Annotated in this window: 12 protein-coding genes; 11 read left to right on the forward strand and 1 reads right to left on the reverse strand. The window is 67.1% G+C overall.

Annotated features, from left to right (window positions below):
- Positions 1-122: 122 nt before the first annotated feature.
- A complete protein-coding gene (locus ACSFA8_RS09615) occupies positions 123-2,066 on the reverse strand; it encodes a sigma-54-dependent Fis family transcriptional regulator (RefSeq protein ID WP_435479285.1) in 1,944 nt (647 codons plus the stop codon).
- A gap of 239 nt (positions 2,067-2,305) precedes the next feature.
- Here ACSFA8_RS09615 and exaC point away from each other — a divergent pair, with 239 nt between their 5' ends.
- From exaC to ACSFA8_RS09670, 11 genes are all read left to right on the forward strand, one after another.
- Positions 2,306-3,826 carry an acetaldehyde dehydrogenase ExaC gene (gene exaC / locus ACSFA8_RS09620; RefSeq protein ID WP_435479286.1) on the forward strand — a complete coding sequence of 507 codons (1,521 nt, stop codon included), beginning with the start codon at positions 2,306-2,308 and terminating at the stop codon, positions 3,824-3,826.
- Between the two features lie 133 nt (positions 3,827-3,959).
- Complete coding sequence (locus tag ACSFA8_RS09625; protein ID WP_435479287.1) at positions 3,960-4,859, forward strand: acyltransferase; 900 nt, start codon at positions 3,960-3,962, stop codon at positions 4,857-4,859.
- Positions 4,860-5,036: 177 nt separating this feature from the next.
- Positions 5,037-7,349, forward strand: a complete 2,313-nt coding sequence (locus ACSFA8_RS09630) for a nitric-oxide reductase large subunit (RefSeq protein ID WP_435479288.1) — start codon at positions 5,037-5,039, stop codon at positions 7,347-7,349.
- A gap of 22 nt (positions 7,350-7,371) precedes the next feature.
- On the forward strand, positions 7,372-7,839 hold the full coding sequence (locus ACSFA8_RS09635; protein WP_435479289.1) for an RrF2 family transcriptional regulator: 468 nt from the start codon (positions 7,372-7,374) through the stop codon (positions 7,837-7,839).
- Positions 7,836-8,186 carry a metal-sulfur cluster assembly factor gene (locus tag ACSFA8_RS09640; protein WP_435479290.1) on the forward strand — a complete coding sequence of 117 codons (351 nt, stop codon included), beginning with the start codon at positions 7,836-7,838 and terminating at the stop codon, positions 8,184-8,186. The genes ACSFA8_RS09635 and ACSFA8_RS09640 overlap by 4 nt, the downstream gene beginning before the upstream one ends.
- Positions 8,180-9,337 carry a hypothetical protein gene (locus tag ACSFA8_RS09645; protein ID WP_435479291.1) on the forward strand — a complete coding sequence of 386 codons (1,158 nt, stop codon included), beginning with the start codon at positions 8,180-8,182 and terminating at the stop codon, positions 9,335-9,337. The genes ACSFA8_RS09640 and ACSFA8_RS09645 overlap by 7 nt, the downstream gene beginning before the upstream one ends.
- Positions 9,337-10,533, forward strand: coding sequence for an NnrS family protein (locus ACSFA8_RS09650; protein ID WP_435479292.1), 1,197 nt, complete (start codon positions 9,337-9,339; stop codon positions 10,531-10,533). The genes ACSFA8_RS09645 and ACSFA8_RS09650 overlap by 1 nt, the downstream gene beginning before the upstream one ends.
- Before the next feature lie 123 nt (positions 10,534-10,656).
- The gene (locus tag ACSFA8_RS09655) at positions 10,657-11,193 is read left to right on the forward strand and encodes a sigma-70 family RNA polymerase sigma factor (protein WP_435479293.1); all 537 of its coding nucleotides are present in this window, start codon (positions 10,657-10,659) and stop codon (positions 11,191-11,193) included.
- A gap of 7 nt (positions 11,194-11,200) precedes the next feature.
- Complete coding sequence (locus ACSFA8_RS09660; protein ID WP_435479294.1) at positions 11,201-12,256, forward strand: FecR family protein; 1,056 nt, start codon at positions 11,201-11,203, stop codon at positions 12,254-12,256.
- Positions 12,257-12,363: 107 nt separating this feature from the next.
- Positions 12,364-14,745, forward strand: a complete 2,382-nt coding sequence (locus ACSFA8_RS09665; protein ID WP_435479295.1) for a TonB-dependent siderophore receptor — start codon at positions 12,364-12,366, stop codon at positions 14,743-14,745.
- Positions 14,746-14,780: 35 nt separating this feature from the next.
- A complete protein-coding gene (locus ACSFA8_RS09670) occupies positions 14,781-16,094 on the forward strand; it encodes a lysine N(6)-hydroxylase/L-ornithine N(5)-oxygenase family protein (protein WP_435479296.1) in 1,314 nt (437 codons plus the stop codon).
- Positions 16,095-16,105 lie beyond the last annotated feature (11 nt).

Here is a 16,105-nt window from a genome sequence, read left to right on the forward strand (position 1 = left end):
TCAAATCAAGCACCGGGGGTTCCATGGGGCTACGCTGCAGAAGCTCACCCCCGAAACGATGAAGCGAAGCGGCGCGGTGCCGGCCGCGCCGGTTGCGCCGCGGATCGTTGCGCCCTCGAGCGCTATGTCTCCGAACTGGAGAGCCCGCGCAGCTTGCGGTAGAGCGTATTGCGGCTGATGCCCAGGCAGCGGGCCGCCTCGGAGAGGTTGCCGCCACTGGACTGCACGACCTGCTTCAGCGTGCGTGCCGACTGGGCCCGCAGGTCGACGACGTCGTCGACCACCTCGCGCACAGCCGGGGCGCCACGCAGGTCGTCGGCCAGGTCATCGGGCAAGTGAACCCAGTCGATCATTGCCTCGCTGTCGTCAATCAGGGCGCACGCCGTGCACAGCGCGCTGTTCAGCTGGCGAAGGTTGCCCGGCCAGCGAAAGCGCGCTACGGCGCAGGCCAGATCGGGCGCGAGCTGGAGTTCGCGATCGGGAAGGATGTCGCGCAGCATGCGGGCCACCATCTGCAGCTTGTCCTGCCGCTCGCGCAGCGGCGGCAACTGCAGCGCCAGGCCGTTCAGCCGGTAGTACAGATCTTCCCGAAACCGCCCGGCATCGATCTCGGCGCGCAGGTTGCGGTGGGTGGCGCAAACGAGCCGGAAGTCCACCGCCACCGGCTTGCCGCCGCCCAGCGGCACCACCTGGCGATCCTGCAGAACGCGAAGCAGCCGCGTCTGCAGGACAAGGGGCATGTCGCCGATCTCGTCGAGAAGCAGCGTGCCGCCATGCGCCTCGCGGATGCGGCCGGGCGCGCCATCGCGGCTCGCCCCGGTGAAGGCGCCCGGGCGGTAGCCGAACAGTTCGGCCTCGATCATCGTTTCGGGCAGCGCAGCGCAATTGACCGCGACGAACGGCCCGTCGCGACGCATTCCGCTCGCATGGATGGCCCGGGCGAACACCTCCTTGCCGACGCCCGATTCGCCTTGCAGGAGCAGCGAGATCGGCTTGTCCATCACGCGTCGTGCGCGGCCGATCGCCGTCTGCATGGCCAGATCCCCGGTGTCCAGTGCCGCCAGCGCATCGGCATGCGCCGCAGCCTGCAACCGGACAGCGGGGGTGCCGTGGCTTGCCGCCAGCACGCCGCGGCTCGCCTCCACCCGGGCCCAGAGTACGCTGCCGTCATGGCGGCGCACTGCCCGCGGCGCGCAGGCCGCCTGGCGGCACCAGGCGAAAAGCGTCGCCATGTCCAGCTGCAGCAGCCGCTCAATCGTGCTTGCACCCACGTCGGCGCGCGAGAGCCCCAGCATCGCCAATGCGGCCGCGTTGGCCCCGATGAGCCAGCCATCATCGGACAGGGCCACAAGACCTTCGGCCACGCTCCCGATGCCCTCGGGCTGCGCATGCAGCCGCAGGCGCAGGCTCGTGGCGTGGCGCGCGTCGAACAGCTTCTGCTCGATCGTGCGCACTGCCAGGCGCACCAGCCCCAGCGTATGCGGATGGAAGCTGCGCTGGTCGCCCGAAATGTCCAGCACGCCGAGCACGCGGCCGCCGGGATCGATGATCGGCGCGGCCGTGCAGGCGAGGAAGCCATTGCGTTCGAGGTAGTGCTCGCCGCCGTGCACCACCACCGGTGCGCCATCGGTCAGCGCCGTGCCGATGGCATTGGTGCCGCGCCACTGTTCGTGCCAGTTGGCGCCCGGGCGCAGCGCCACGCGCTGGGCCCGGCTTGCGAAACCTGCATCGCCCATGGCCTGCAGCAGCGTGCCTTGCGCATCGGCAAGGATGACCATGCTCCCGGTGTCGCGCATCTGCTCGAACAGGAACTCCATCAACGGCTGGGCATGCGACGCCAGTTCGCGCTGCCGATCGAGTGCCCGTGCCAGTTGCGCCGCGGAGGCATGCGGTGCACCGGGTACGCGGCCGGCAGGAACCAGGCCGAAGCCGCGGCTGCGTTCCCAGCTCCGGCGCAGCGAGGCCTCGATCAGGCCGTCAGCGACCTCGCCGGCAGTCAGCAGTTGGCGGCGCGCTTCGCGCAGGCGCGAGCCCGGCGCGCGCGTGGCGAGAGATTGAGCAGGCATCTTGTCTCCAGGTTCAGCATCGATGCGGCATTCGACTGTCCTGTTTCGTGACAGGTGTTCACCGCATGGCACCCCTTGCGCAGTCTGGGACATGGATCTGACGTGGTTCTTGCGCCAGATCAGGGAAATGGCGGCCAAACGGGACTGGCACGCCACGTGCGATGCGGAACGTCCGGATCCGCACAGCATCCGGTTTGCGCGGTTCCCATTCCACCCCTACCGGACGGAGACAAGAAACCATGCAATACGCCAGCCCCAATACCCCGGGTGCCAAGATCGACTTCAAGCCTGCCTACGACAACTTCATCAACGGCAAGTTCGTGCCACCGGTGAAGGGCGAGTACTTCGACGTGATCACGCCGATCACCGGCACGCCCTACACCCGTGCCGCGCGCTCGACTGCGGAGGACATCGAACTCGCCCTCGATGCAGCCCACGCCGCAGCCGATGGGTGGGGCCGCACCGCGCCCGCCGAACGGGCCCGCGTGCTGCTGCAGATCGCCGACCGCCTGGAGCAGAACCTCGAGCTGCTCGCCTATGTCGAGACGGTGGACAACGGCAAGCCGATCCGCGAGACGCTCAACGCCGACATTCCGCTGACCATCGACCACTTCCGCTATTTCGCCGGTTGCCTGCGCGCGCAGGAAGGCTCGCTCAGCGAGATCGACGAGAACACCATCGCCTACCATTTCCACGAGCCGCTTGGCGTGGTGGGCCTGATCATTCCCTGGAACTTTCCCATCCTGATGGCCGCCTGGAAGCTGGCACCGGCCATCGCCGCGGGCAACTGCGTGGTGCTCAAGCCCGCTGAATCGACGCCCATCAGCATCCTGGTGATGGCCGAGCTGATTGCCGACCTGCTGCCGCCGGGCGTACTCAATATCGTCAATGGCTATGGCCGCGAAGCGGGCATGGCGCTGGCCGGCAGCAAGCGCATCGCCAAGATCGCGTTCACCGGCTCCACCGCCACTGGCCGCGTCATCGCGCAGGCCGCGGCCGGCAACCTCATCCCGGCCACGCTGGAGCTCGGCGGCAAGAGCCCCAACATCTTCTTCGAAGACATCGCCGATGCCGACGACGACTTTTTCGACAAGGCCATCGAAGGCCTGGTGCTGTTTGCCTTCAACCAGGGCGAGGTCTGCACCTGCCCGTCGCGTGCGCTGATCCAGGAGTCGATCTACGACAAGTTCATGGCGCGTGCGCTGGAGCGGATCAAGGCCATCAAGCAGGGCAGCCCGCTGGACACCGAGACGATGATGGGCGCGCAGGCGTCCTCCATGCAGATGGACAAGATCATGAGCTACCTCGAGATCGGCAAGCAGGAAGGCGCGCAATGCCTGATCGGCGGCGGGCGGGCGCAACTGGGTGGCGACCTGGCTGGCGGCTACTACGTGCAGCCCACGCTGTTCAAGGGCCACAACAAGATGCGGATCTTCCAGGAAGAGATCTTCGGCCCCGTGCTCGCGGTCGCGACCTTCAAGACCGAAGCCGAAGCGCTGGAAATCGCCAATGACACGCCCTACGGCCTGGGTGCGGGCGTGTGGACACGCGACGGCAGTACCGCCTATCGCATGGGCCGCGCCATCAAGGCCGGCCGGGTGTGGACCAACTGCTACCACGCCTATCCGGCGCATGCCACGTTCGGCGGCTACAAGGAATCCGGCATCGGCCGCGAGACGCACAAGATGATGCTCGACCACTACCAGCAGACCAAGAACCTGCTGGTGAGCTATTCGCCGAAGAAGCTCGGCTTCTTCTGAGGATCGCGCCCACGGATGCCCGCCAAGCCTTGGAAGCTTGAGCGGGATCAACACCTGGGAGATGGCGTCCTCTCAGAATGGTTCGAGCCCGGCGCCAAGCGCAGGCTCCGCCCTCCTTGCTGCGCACCATCCCTTGTCCAACCTGAAACTGATGCCTGCCCCGCTGCGCGGCGCCCTCACCGCCGCGTTGCTCGGCTTGAACACGCTGGTCGCGTTCAGCTTGATGGTGCCGCCGGCAATGATCAAGTTGCTGGTGCCGGTCAACATGGTTCGCGCCGGCTGCGACCGCGTCCTGAACGCGCTGGCCGGAGGGTGGGTGGCCATCAACAACGCATGGATCGCAGCCGTGTGCCCTGCGCCATGGCGAGTCCAGGGCGTCGAGGGGCTGAACCGCCGCGGCTGGTATCTGGTGTCGAGCAATCACCAGAGCTGGGTTGACATCCTGGTGCTGCAGCGTGTGTTTCACGGGCGCATCCCGTTTCTCAAATTCTTTCTGAAGCGCGAGCTCGTCTGGGTGCCGGTGATGGGGCTGGCCTGGTGGGCGCTCGACTTTCCGTTCCTCAAGCGCGGCCGTGGTCGGGGTGCGGGCCGGGGGGATCTCGCCACGACGCGGCGATCCTGCGAGAAGTTCAGGCGCGTTCCAACGGCGGTCATCAACTTCGTCGAGGGCACGCGCTTCACGGCGGCCAAGCATGCCGCGCAGCACAGCAGCTACCGGCACCTGCTCGAACCCAGGACCGGTGGCCTCGGCGTGGCGCTGTCCACGATGGGCGAGCAGTTCGAGTCCATGCTCGACGTGACCATCGTCTACCCCGAGGGGACGCCGAGCTTTTGGGCGCTGCTGTGCGGCAACGTGAAGGCCGTCACCGTCGACGTCCGTCAATGCCCCATTCCGCCCAACCTGCTGGGCGCGGGCCCCTCGGGGAACAGGGCGCACCGCCAGCGGATCCGCAAGTGGGTCGAAGGCCGGTGGGCAGAGAAGGATCGGCTGATACAGCGCCTGCTGGCCGAACCGCGCAGCGCTCGCGAATAGGCACATGACCGGTCCCGCCGCGCGGGCGATTTGGAGACGAATGTTGATGCACATCAACGTCCCGGAGCGAAGCCTTTCCTAGGATAGATGTATTCCAAATACACCTTCTGCCCAGTTCGCTTTCCACAAGGAATTCCCCGTGCAATCTGCAGCCTTCTCCTCCGTCGTCGAAACATCATGAAAAACAACAGCAGGCTCTGGCGCTGGCTCGCCTTCATCTTCGTACTGTCCTTCGGTGCGCTGGGTTATCTGGGCGTGCAGATCTACCTGACGGCCCCCCCGATTCCCACATCCGTCACCGCTTCCAACGGCGATGTGGTCTTCACCGGCGAGCAGGTCCAGCGCGGCCAGCAGGTCTGGCTGTCGGTCGGCGGGCAGCAACTGGGCTCCGTGTGGGGCCATGGCGGCTACGTCGCACCCGACTGGTCTGCAGACTGGCTGCACCGTGAGGCCGTTGCGCTCAAGAATCGCCACGCAGAGGCCTATCGCAAGGCGCCCTCCGCGCTGAGTGCGTCGGAGCGCGGTGCGCTCGACGCCACGCTGGTCGAGGAGATGCGGCGCAACACCTACGACAGCACGAGCGGCGTGGTCACCGTTTCCGTGGCACGCGCCGAGGCGATCCGCGAAACAGCGGCGCACTATGACGCACTGTTCGGCCGCGACAGCTCGGTCGCCACGCTGCGCGACCAGTATGCGATGACGGTGGACATGCTGCCCGATCGCGCCGACCGCCAGGCGCTGACCGCCTTCTTCTTCTGGACGGCGTGGGCTGCTGCCACAGACCGCCCCGGGGAAACGGGGCTGAGCTACACCAGCAACTGGCCGCATGAGCCGCTGGTCAACAACACGATGACCAGCGGGGCGGCCATCTGGACGATGGTCAGCATCTGCCTGCTGCTGGCGGCCATTGCGGCCATGCTGTGGCTGCACGGCAGCCAGAAGCACGAAGCCGAAGCGCAGCCGCCCAAGGCGGATCCGCTGCTCGGTGTCGTGGCAACGCCCTCCATGAAGGCCACGCGCAAGTACTTCTTCGCGGTGATCGGACTGATGCTGCTGCAGATCGGCATGGGGGTCATCACGGCCCACTACGCCGTCGAAGGCCAATCGTTCTTCGGGCTTCCGCTGGCCGAGGTGCTGCCCTACGTGGTCAGCCGCACGGTACACACGCAAGTCGGCATCTTCTGGATTGCCACCGCGTGGCTGGCCACAGGCCTCTACATCGCCCCGCTGTTGTCCGGCCGCGAACCCAAGCTGCAGAAGCTCGGCGTGGACGTGCTCTTCTGGGCCCTGATCGCCATCGTGGTGGGCTCGACGCTGACCGGCTGGCTCGGCACGCTGCAGCACCGCGGCGTTGACTTCAGCTTCTGGATCGGCAACCAGGGTCTGGAATACACCAGCATGGGCCGCGTCTGGCAGGTGCTGCTGTTCGTCGGCCTGCTGTTCTGGGTGTTTCTGCTGGGCCGCGCGCTGTGGCCGGCACTGGTCAAGCCTTCGGCATCCCGTGGCCTGATCGCGATGGTGTTCCTCTCGGCCACCTGCATCGGCGGCTTCTATTCCACTTCGCTGGTCTGGGGACAGCACACCCACTACTCGATGATCGAATACTGGCGCTGGTGGCTGGTGCACCTCTGGGTGGAAGGCTTCTTCGAAGTGTTCGCCACCGCCGTCGTCGCACTCATCTTCACGCGCCTGGGCCTGGTGCGCACCGAAAGCGCCAACCGCGCCATCATTGCCGAGACCATCGTGTTCCTGTTCGGCGGCATCCTCGGGACGCTGCACCACCTCTACTTCACCGGCACGCCGACCTCGGTGATCGCCGTGGGCGCGGTGTTCTCCGCGCTCGAAGTGGTGCCGCTCACCCTGATCGGCCTCGAGGCGCTGCAGACCTGGCGCCGTTCGCAGGCCATGCCGTGGCTCGCTGCCTACAAGTGGCCCGTCATGTGCTTCGTGGCCGTCGGCTTCTGGAACACCATCGGCGCCGGCGTGCTCGGCTTCGCGATCAATCCGCCCGCCTCGCTCTACTACGTGCAGGGGCTCAACATGACGGCCGCCCACGGCCACGCCGCGCTCTTCGGGGTCTACGGGATGCTGGGCATCGGACTGATGCTGTTCTGCCTGCGCGGCCTGTACGAGCGCCACTTGCATGCCGACGGCCTGCTCAAGCCCGCGTTCTGGAGCCTCAACATCGGCCTGGCCATGATGGTGTTCCTGTCGCTGCTGCCCGCCGGCATCTACCAGGCCTGGGCCAGTGTCACGCAGGGGTTGTGGTTCGCCCGCTCCGCCGAGATCGTGCATTCCCGCGTGATGGAGATCCTGGTCTGGATGCGGGTGCCGGGCGACATCGTTTTCGCCGTGGGTGCGGTGCTCCTCGCCGCATATGCGCTGCGCCTGCTGCGCCCTCCGGTGTCGCAAGCCGGGCCGCAGACATCGCCGGGCCTGAAGGGCCGCGAAGGCCTGGCCATCCCGGCTGCCGCCGCGGCCGAACGGTGAGGCGGCTTGCCCCCGAGAGACCATGAAGCTCACCGCCTTCACCGACTACAGCCTGCGGGTACTGATCTACCTGGCCGCGCAGCCGGAGCGGCGCGCCACCATTGCGGGGATCGCCGCCTCTTTCGGGGTGTCGGAGCATCACCTGACCAAGGTGGTTCACTTCCTTGGAAAGCATGGGTGGCTCGCCAACGTTCGCGGCAAGGGCGGCGGCCTGTCGCTCGCCAAGGCGCCCGACATGATCAATATCGGCGACGTCGTGCGCCACACCGAGGGCAACGCGATCGTCGAATGCTTCGCGCAAGACGGTGGCGAGTGCCGGATTACCGGCCTGTGCCGTCTGCGCGGCGTGCTGGACGAGGCCCTGGCGGCGTTCCATTCGATCCTGCATCGCTACACGCTGGCGGATCTGGTCCACAACCGCGAGGCGCTGTCCGCGATATTTTTTGTCGATGAAGCCCCGGCGCACCACCATGCCAAGGGGGGCACATGACGAACCAGGCAATCCTCGACCTGGCCTCTTTCCCCTACGACGGGCCGGAAGCCTTGCGGCAGCCGATCGCCACCGCGCTGTCACGCGTGGTCGATCCGGAAATCTCGATGAGCATCGTCGATGTCGGCCTCGTCTACGGCGTCACCGTCGACGCCAAGACCGCGCACGTGCTGATCACCATGACTTCGGCCGCCTGCCCGGTGATCGACGTCATCATCGAGGACGCGGAGCTCGAACTGGACAAGGTCGTCCCGGCCGATCTCAAGATCTGCATTGAACTGGTGTGGGAGCCGCCCTGGACGCCGAAGCGCATGAGCGCGAAGGCCAAGCGGTTCATGGGATGGTGAACGCCGAACGTCTTTCCATCCGCAGCAGCCACCGGGCATCGGCGTCCCGCGTCTGGAACTTCATGCGCATGGTGTTCGGTGCGGTGGTTGGCGTCTCGTTGGTGGGTGGCATCGCGGGCGGACTTTGGCGGCTCGGCGTCGCGCTGCCGGATCCGATCTCCTTTGCCTGGACGGGCCAGGTGCTGATGGTGCATGCGGCCCTCATGATCTGCGGCTTTCTGGGGACGGTCATCGGCATCGAACGCGCAGTGGCCGTCAAGCACCGTGCGGCCCTGCTCGCGCCACTGGCGTCAGGCGCTGGCGCTGTGTGTCTTGTGCTCGGGCAGCAGGCCACCGGCGCGTGGCTGGGCGTGGCGGCGGCGGTGGCCTTCCTCGCGGTCAACGCGGTGGTCGTGCGGCGCCAGCACGCTGCCCACACGCTCCTGTTGCTGGTGGGTGCGGCCGCATGGGTGATGGGCAACGTGCTGTTCGCACTGGGCCACGACGGCAACGCCGTCTTTCCGTGGTGGTTCGCCTTTCTCGTCATGACGATTGCCGCCGAGCGCCTGGAGATGACGCGGCTCATGCGACGACGCCCGGGCGCCAGCGCCACGCTGCATGCCGTTCTGTCTTTGCTGCTGGCGGGCGCGGCATGGTCGGGCGTGGCACCGCGCGCCGGTGGCCTCGCCTATGGCACGGCGCTGGTGTTGCTGGCGGCGTGGCTGGCGACCTTCGATGTTGCGCGGCGCACGGTGTTCGCGCACGGCATCAGCCGCTACATGGCGATCTGCCTGCTGGGTGGCTACGCCTGGCTCGCGGTCGGCGGCGTGGCGTGGGCGATGACGGCGCTCGGCTGGGCCGGTCGCGACGCAGCGCTGCACGCGTTGGGACTCGGTTTCGTCGTCAGCATGATGATGGGGCACGCGCCGGTCGTGCTGCCGGCGATCGCGCGGGTCAAGCTCCAGTTCGGCGCGCTCTTCTATCTGCCGCTGGCCGCCCTGCACCTGTCGCTCCTGATGCGGCTCTTCCTCGGTTCCTTCAGCGAACCGTTGCGCGCCGCCGGCGCCGCACTCAACGCAGCGACGATCGGCTTCTTTGCCGCCACCGTGGCCGGTGCGGCCGTGGCCTGGCGTCTCCACCACGGCGCCCCCGGCGTCAGAAAGGCCCGGTAATGGCTTCCTTCATCGCCATCGAGCGCGCGCAACCTCCCGTGGTTCCAGCGCCCGCCTTTGCCCTGTGGCAACTCGGCTTCCGGCCGTTCTATCTGCTTGCCAGCGCCTTCGCTGCACTGTCCATCGGCCTGTGGGCGCTGCAGTTCGCAGGCTGGCTGCCGATGGCCTACCTGCAGGGCCCGCTGTGGCATGCGCACGAAATGCTGTTCGGCTTCACCCTCGCTGTGATCGTCGGCTTTCTCTTCACCGCGGGGCGCAACTGGTCCGGCCAGCCGACGCCCGTGGGCCTGCCGCTGGCCGCCCTGGCGACCCTCTGGGTGGCAGGGCGCGTCCTCGTGCTCACGCCTTTCGGCTGGGCGGCTGCCGTCGTCAACGCGGCCTTTCCGCTGGCCTGTGCGGTAGCACTGGGGATTCCGCTGATCACTGCGCGCAACCGGCGCAACTACTTCTTCATCGGCTTGCTGCTGGTGCTTTCGGGCGCTGCATTCGCCTTCCATCTCTCGGCCCTGGCCGTGATCCAGGTACCAGCATGGATCGGTATCCAGGTGGCCCTGGACGTGTTGCTGCTCATCATGGCCGTCATGAGCGGCCGCGTGATTCCGATGTTCACCAACAACGGCGTTCCCGGCGCGAACGCGACGACGCATCCCCTGCTCGAGAAGGCGGCGCTGGGCTCTGTGGCCGCGCTGCTGCTCGTCGACGCAACGGGCCTGCCGCCGGTCGCCGTGGCAGCCATCGCCGTGCCGGCGGCGCTCGTGCATCTTGCGCGGTGGTCGCTCTGGCGGCCCTGGAAAACGCTGAACAACACGATCGTTCTAGTCCTGCACCTGGCCTACGCGTGGATTCCCGTTCACCTCGCATTGCGGGTGCTGGCGTCCGGTGGCTGGGTGTCGCCCTCGCTGGCGGCGCACGCGCTGACGGTGGGCGCGGCAGGGGGGCTCATCATCGGGATGATGGTTCGCACGGCGCGAGGCCACACCGGTCGAATGCTGCGCGCCGACCAGTTCGATACCGCCTGCTTCGTGCTGGTTCTGCTCGCCGCGCTCACGCGAGTTCTCGTGCCGTTCGTCGCGCCGTCCCAGACCCTCGCCGCGGTGCTGGGTTCCGCCGCCTTCTGGACACTGGGCTTCGGCCTGTACGCCGTGCGCTACTGGCCGGTGCTGACGCGGCCCCGCCTGGACGGCAAGCCGGGCTGAGCGCACGCCGTATCCTGTCGTGGATAATGAGAATCGTTCCCATCTGCAATTTACGCACCGGGTGAGCCGTCGCGACGCCAGCCTGTCGAGGGGACTCGTCACCTCCATGGCTGTGATCGATCTGTGCTTGAACGCTACTACCAGGAACTGCTGAACTTCTGTTCGCGCACGGCGCGCAACCGCGATGCCGCGGCCGATGTCGTGCAGGAGAGCTATGCACGCGTTCTGGCCGTGCAGCATTCCGGCCAGCCGGTGCCCGAGCCGCGCGCGCTGCTGTACCGCACGGCGCGCAACCTGCAGATCGACCAGCACCGCCGCAGCGAAGTGCGCGGCGAAGCGCTGCAGCCGGACGACGAGGAGGCGCTTTCCGCCGAGCTCGACAGCCTGGCGGCGCCGCGGGCCTGCGAACCCGACGCGGCCGCCGAGTCCGCGCAGGCGGTCAGCGCCCTCCTTGCCACCATCGACGCCCTGCCCTTGCGCTGCCGCGAGGCTTTCATCCTGCACAAGTTCGATGGCTTGCCGCACGCGGAGGTTGCAGAGCGCATGGGCATCTCGCGCAAGATGGTCGAGCAGCACATCAAGCTGGCCATGGAAGCCTGCAGGCGCTGCGCGGGCGACCTAGGGTTTCGGGCCGCTGGTGCGTCTACATCAAGGAGATGACAGCGTCATGAGCCCCCAGCCGCCAGCAGACCCGCCAGCCGCGCCGTCCCCGGAAATCGAGGGCGCGGCCCTGGACTGGTTCGTGCGCCGTGGCGGCGGCAGGATCGATGCCGCCGAGGAAACGGCATTCCAGGCCTGGCTGGCTACCGATGGCCGCCACCGCGCGGCCTTCGCGCACTGGCAGCGCGACTGGAGCGCGCTCGATGCACTGCCGGCGGAGGGCCTGCGCACGCTGAGGAAGAGGCTGAGTGCCGACAAGGCAGCAGCCCATGCCGCGCCGCTGCGGCGCGCCTGGTGGCGCGGGCTGGCCGACTGGGCGCCGCAAGGTGCGTTTGCGGCCGTGCTGCTCATGGTCGTCGGCGGCAGCTACCTGGCCTGGAGCCACTGGCAGCAGCCCTTGTTCGCGCAGAGCTTCGCGACCGCGCGCGGCCAGCAGCTCGATGTGGCCTTGCCCGACGGCAGCCGTCTGCGGCTCGACACCGCGACCCGCGCCGACGTAACGCTCTACCGCCAGCGCCGCGAGCTTCGCCTGCCCGAGGGACAGACCGTGCTGCAGGTCAAGGGCGACGCGGCGCGCCCTTTCGACGTGCTCGCCGGCCCGCTGCGCATCACGGTCGTCGGCACCCGCTTCTCGGTGCGCTACACGCCCGGCCTGTCGGACAAGGAAGGCGTGCACGTTGCCGTGGAAGAGGGACGGGTGCGCGTGGCGCGGGCCGACCGGGCGGCATCCGGCGCCGCCGTCGAGCTCGGTGCCGGCCAGCAGGTCGCCAGCGATGCGGCCGGCATGCTCGGCGAAGTGTCCGCCGTGCCTGCCGCCGGTATCGCGCCATGGCGCGAGAGCCGGGTCAGTTTCGACAACACGCCGCTGGCCCGGGCGCTGGCCGAATTCGAGCGCTACGGCCCCACCCACCTCGTGGTGCGCGACCCGGGCGTGGCAGCGCTGCGCGTCACCGGCACCTTCGACCCACGCCGGCTCGACAACTTCTCGCGCGTCCTGCCGCAGGTGCTGCCGGTGCGGCTGCGCGCGCAGGATGGCGTGACGGAGATCGTCCACGGCAAGTAGGCACGCCGCAGGCCGCAAAAAACTTTGAAGCCGACCTAGGGTTTGCCGAAGCCCATGCGTCTACATGAGAAGGATTCTTATTTACTTCCTTCTCAGAGATCACGCGCATGTTCCGTTCCCGCCGCTTTCACCCTGCTCCGCTGGCCCTCGTCGGAGCGCTGTCCTTTCTCAGTGCCGTCGCGCACGCCCAGGCTTTGGCGCCGATGCAGATCAGCATCACGGCGCAGCCGCTGGCCCCGGCGCTCAATGACCTGGCGCGGCAGACGCGGCTCGAACTGATGGTTCAGCCCGCGCTGGTGGCGGGCAAGGCGGCACCGGCCGTGTCCGGGCACCTGACGCCACAGCAGGCGCTGAACCGGCTGCTGGCCGGGAGCGGGCTGGCGGCGACCATCGAGGGCAACGCCGTCGTCGTCAAGACCTCGTCCGAAACATCGGCCGCCGGCAACCTGCCGGTCGTGACGGTGACGGCAAGCCCGCAAGAGGAAACCGCCGGCGGGACGACCGGCTATGTCGCCAGGCGCAGCGCTGCGGGCGCCAAGACCGACACGCCGATCCTCGAAACGCCGCAGTCCATCTCGGTGGTGACCAAGCAGCAACTAGAAGACCAGAAGCCGCGCAGCATTCCCGAGGCGCTGAACTACACGCCCGGCGCCTTCACCGGGCTCGTGGGTTCGTCCAACCGCTACGACTACGTGGCCCTGCGTGGCTTCAACGACAGCAGCGTCGACAGCACCCTGCTCGACGGCTTGCGCCTGCTGAGCGACCAGGGCAGCTACAGCTCGATGCAGGTCGATCCGTATTTCCTGGAGCGCATCGACGTAGTCAGGGGGCCGGCCTCGGTGCTCTATGGACGTGCGTCGCCCGGCGGGCTGGTGGCCCTGACCAGCGCAAAGCCGCAGTTCGAGCCCTATCGCGAAGTCCAGCTCACCGTTGGCAATCGCAACCGGGTGGAAAGCGCGGTCGATCTCACGGGGCCGGTCGATGCGAACGGCGTGGTGGCATACCGCCTGACGGCGCTGGGGCGCTCGCTGGATTCGCAGTTCAACCATGTGAAGGAACAGCGGCAGGCCATCGCGCCGTCGCTGACGATCAGGCCGGCGAAGGACACGCAACTGCTGCTGCAGGCGTATCTCCAGCACGACCCCGAAGGCAGCTACCACAGCGGCGTGCCGGCGGACGCCAGCATCAATGCAAACCACAACGGAAGACGGATCTCGCGCTATTTCTTCGATGGCGATCCGAGCGTCGAGAAGTACCAGCGCACCCAACGCTTTCTCGGCTATCAGCTTGACCATGCCTTCAACGACCAGTGGAAGTTCCGGCAGAACTTCCGTTACGTCTCGGCCGACACCACGCTGCGCCAGGTCTACGGCTACGGCTGGGCCAGCGCCAACGAGCTGACGCGCTATTACGCCGGCGCACGCGAATCCACGCGCGGCCACACCGTCGACAACCAGCTCGAAGGGCGATTCGAGACAGGGGCGGTCAAACACACGCTGCTGACAGGGCTGGACTACCAGAAGCGAAGCGTCGGCGGGAGCTGGGAGTCGGGCGGCGCGTCACCGATCAACGTGTTCGCGCCGGTCTATGGACTCCCCGGCCTGAGCGACGTCGCGAGCTCCCCGATCGACCGCCACCTGGAACAGACCGGCCTCTACATCCAGGACCAGATGGAGCTCGGCCGCTGGCGCCTCACGCTCGGCGGACGCCAGGACTGGGCGCAGGCCTCGAACCTTTATGGAACCGGTGCGCCGGCGGAATGGAAAGGCTCCAAGTTCACCAAGCGGGCCGGCCTGGTCTATCTGTTCGACAACGGCATCGCGCCCTATGTCGGCTATTCGGACGGCTTCAACCCGAGCCTGCGCAACGACCAGCAAGGCAAGATCCTGCGGCCGGCCGAGACCCAGCAGGTGGAGGTCGGCATCCGCTATCAGCCCAAGGGTTCGAACACCCTGCTGTCGGCGGCCGTGTACGACCTGAAGCAGGAAAACGTGGCCACCCGCCCGGTCGGCGCCACCTACTACGTGCCGAGCGGCAAGGTGCGCTCGCGCGGCCTCGAGCTGGAGGCGCGTTCGCAGCTGAGCAGCAACTTCTCGATGCTCGCAAGCTACACCTTCACCGACATGAAGTTCATCGAGTCGGCGGAAGGCTTCACCGGCAATACGCCCTACCAGGCGCCGCGCCACATGGCCTCGGTCTGGGGCGACTGGACTTTCATGCCCGGCTTCACGCTGGGCGCCGGCGTGCGCCACGTGGGCACCAGCTGGGTCGACAACGCCAACAGTTTCAAAGTGCGGCCGTACGCCGTGGTCGACCTGATGCTGCGCATCGACCTGGCGTACGTGAACCCGTCGCTCAAGGGCTCCAGCCTGCGCCTCCATGCCAACAACGTCTTCGACAAGAGCTACGTGGCGTCGTGCCTGAGCCAGCAGTACTGCTACTGGGGCGACGCACGCAACGTGGCGGCCACCCTGACGTACCAGTGGTAGCGGCCGCGCATCGACAACCCCCAGATTGGAGTGCCATGAAAACGGACGTTCAAGAATTCATCGCGATCGGGCTCGGGCCCTTCAACCTGAGCCTGGCCTGCCTTGCGGAGCCGATTGCCGGTCTGAATGGCATCTTCCTGGAGCGCAACACGGAATTCAGCTGGCATCCCGGGATGCTGATCGACAACGCCACCCTGCAGAACCCTTTCCTGGCCGATCTGGTGAGCCTCGCAGATCCCACGAGCCGCTTCAGCTTTCTCAACTATTGCAAAGCGGAAGGCAAGATCTACTCGTACTACTTCCGGGAGAACTTCTACCTGAAGCGCGCGGAGTACAACGCCTACTGCCGATGGGCCGCGGCACAGCTGTCCAACGTGCGCTTCTCGTGCGATGTGCAGGAGGTAGTGCATGACCTCGAGAACGGCTGCTATGTCGTGACCGGCGTGCAGGGCCCGCAGCGCGAACCCTTCGTCCTGCGCTGCCGCAAGCTGGTGCTGGGCGTCGGCTCCCGGCCGGTCTTTCCCCAATGCTGCGAGCCGGCCGAGCACCGCTTCATGCATGCCGCCGGCTACCTGGCGCACAAGGCGCAACTGCAGCAGAAGCGCTCCATCACCATCGTCGGCAGCGGGCAAAGTGCGGCGGAGGTCTATCACGACCTGCTCAAGGAAGCCGATGCGCACGACTACAGCCTGACCTGGATCACGCGCTCGCCGCGCTTCTTCCAGATGGAGACCACCAAGCTCACGCTGGAGATGTTCTCGCCCGACTACATCGACTACTTCTTCCACCTCGACGAGCAGAAGAAGGAGCGCATCGTCCGCACCCAGGACAGCCTCTACAAGGGCGTCAACGCCAGCCTGATCAACCAGATCTACGACCTGCTCGACGACAGGCGCAACGAGGGCCGGCTGCGCACGCACCTCATCACCAACTGCGAGCTGCAGGGCTGCCGCTACGACGCTGCCGGCGACGGCTACGACATCGAGTTCCGGCAACTCGATTGCGAGACCCGCTATGCGCACCGCAGCGAGGGCGTGGTCTTCGCCACGGGATACCGCGAGAACATCCCGCCCTTCATCGACGGCATCCGCCACCGGCTGCGCTGGGACGAGAAGGGCCGCTACAGGCTGGCGCGCAACTACGCGGCCGACTTCAATGGCAACGAGGTCTTCGTGCAGAACGCCGGCCAGCACACCCACGGCATGACCAACCAGGATCTGGGCATGAGCTGCTACCGCAACTCCTACATCCTGCGCGAACTGACGGGCGTGGAGCACTACAAGATCGAGCGCCGCATCGCGCTCCAGGATTTCGCGATTCCAGCGACCGCGGATTTCGTCCGGCTCTGACGCGGAAAACA

The sequence above is a fragment of the Variovorax nitratireducens genome (assembly GCF_051216545.1).
Lineage (GTDB): Bacteria > Pseudomonadota > Gammaproteobacteria > Burkholderiales > Burkholderiaceae_C > Variovorax.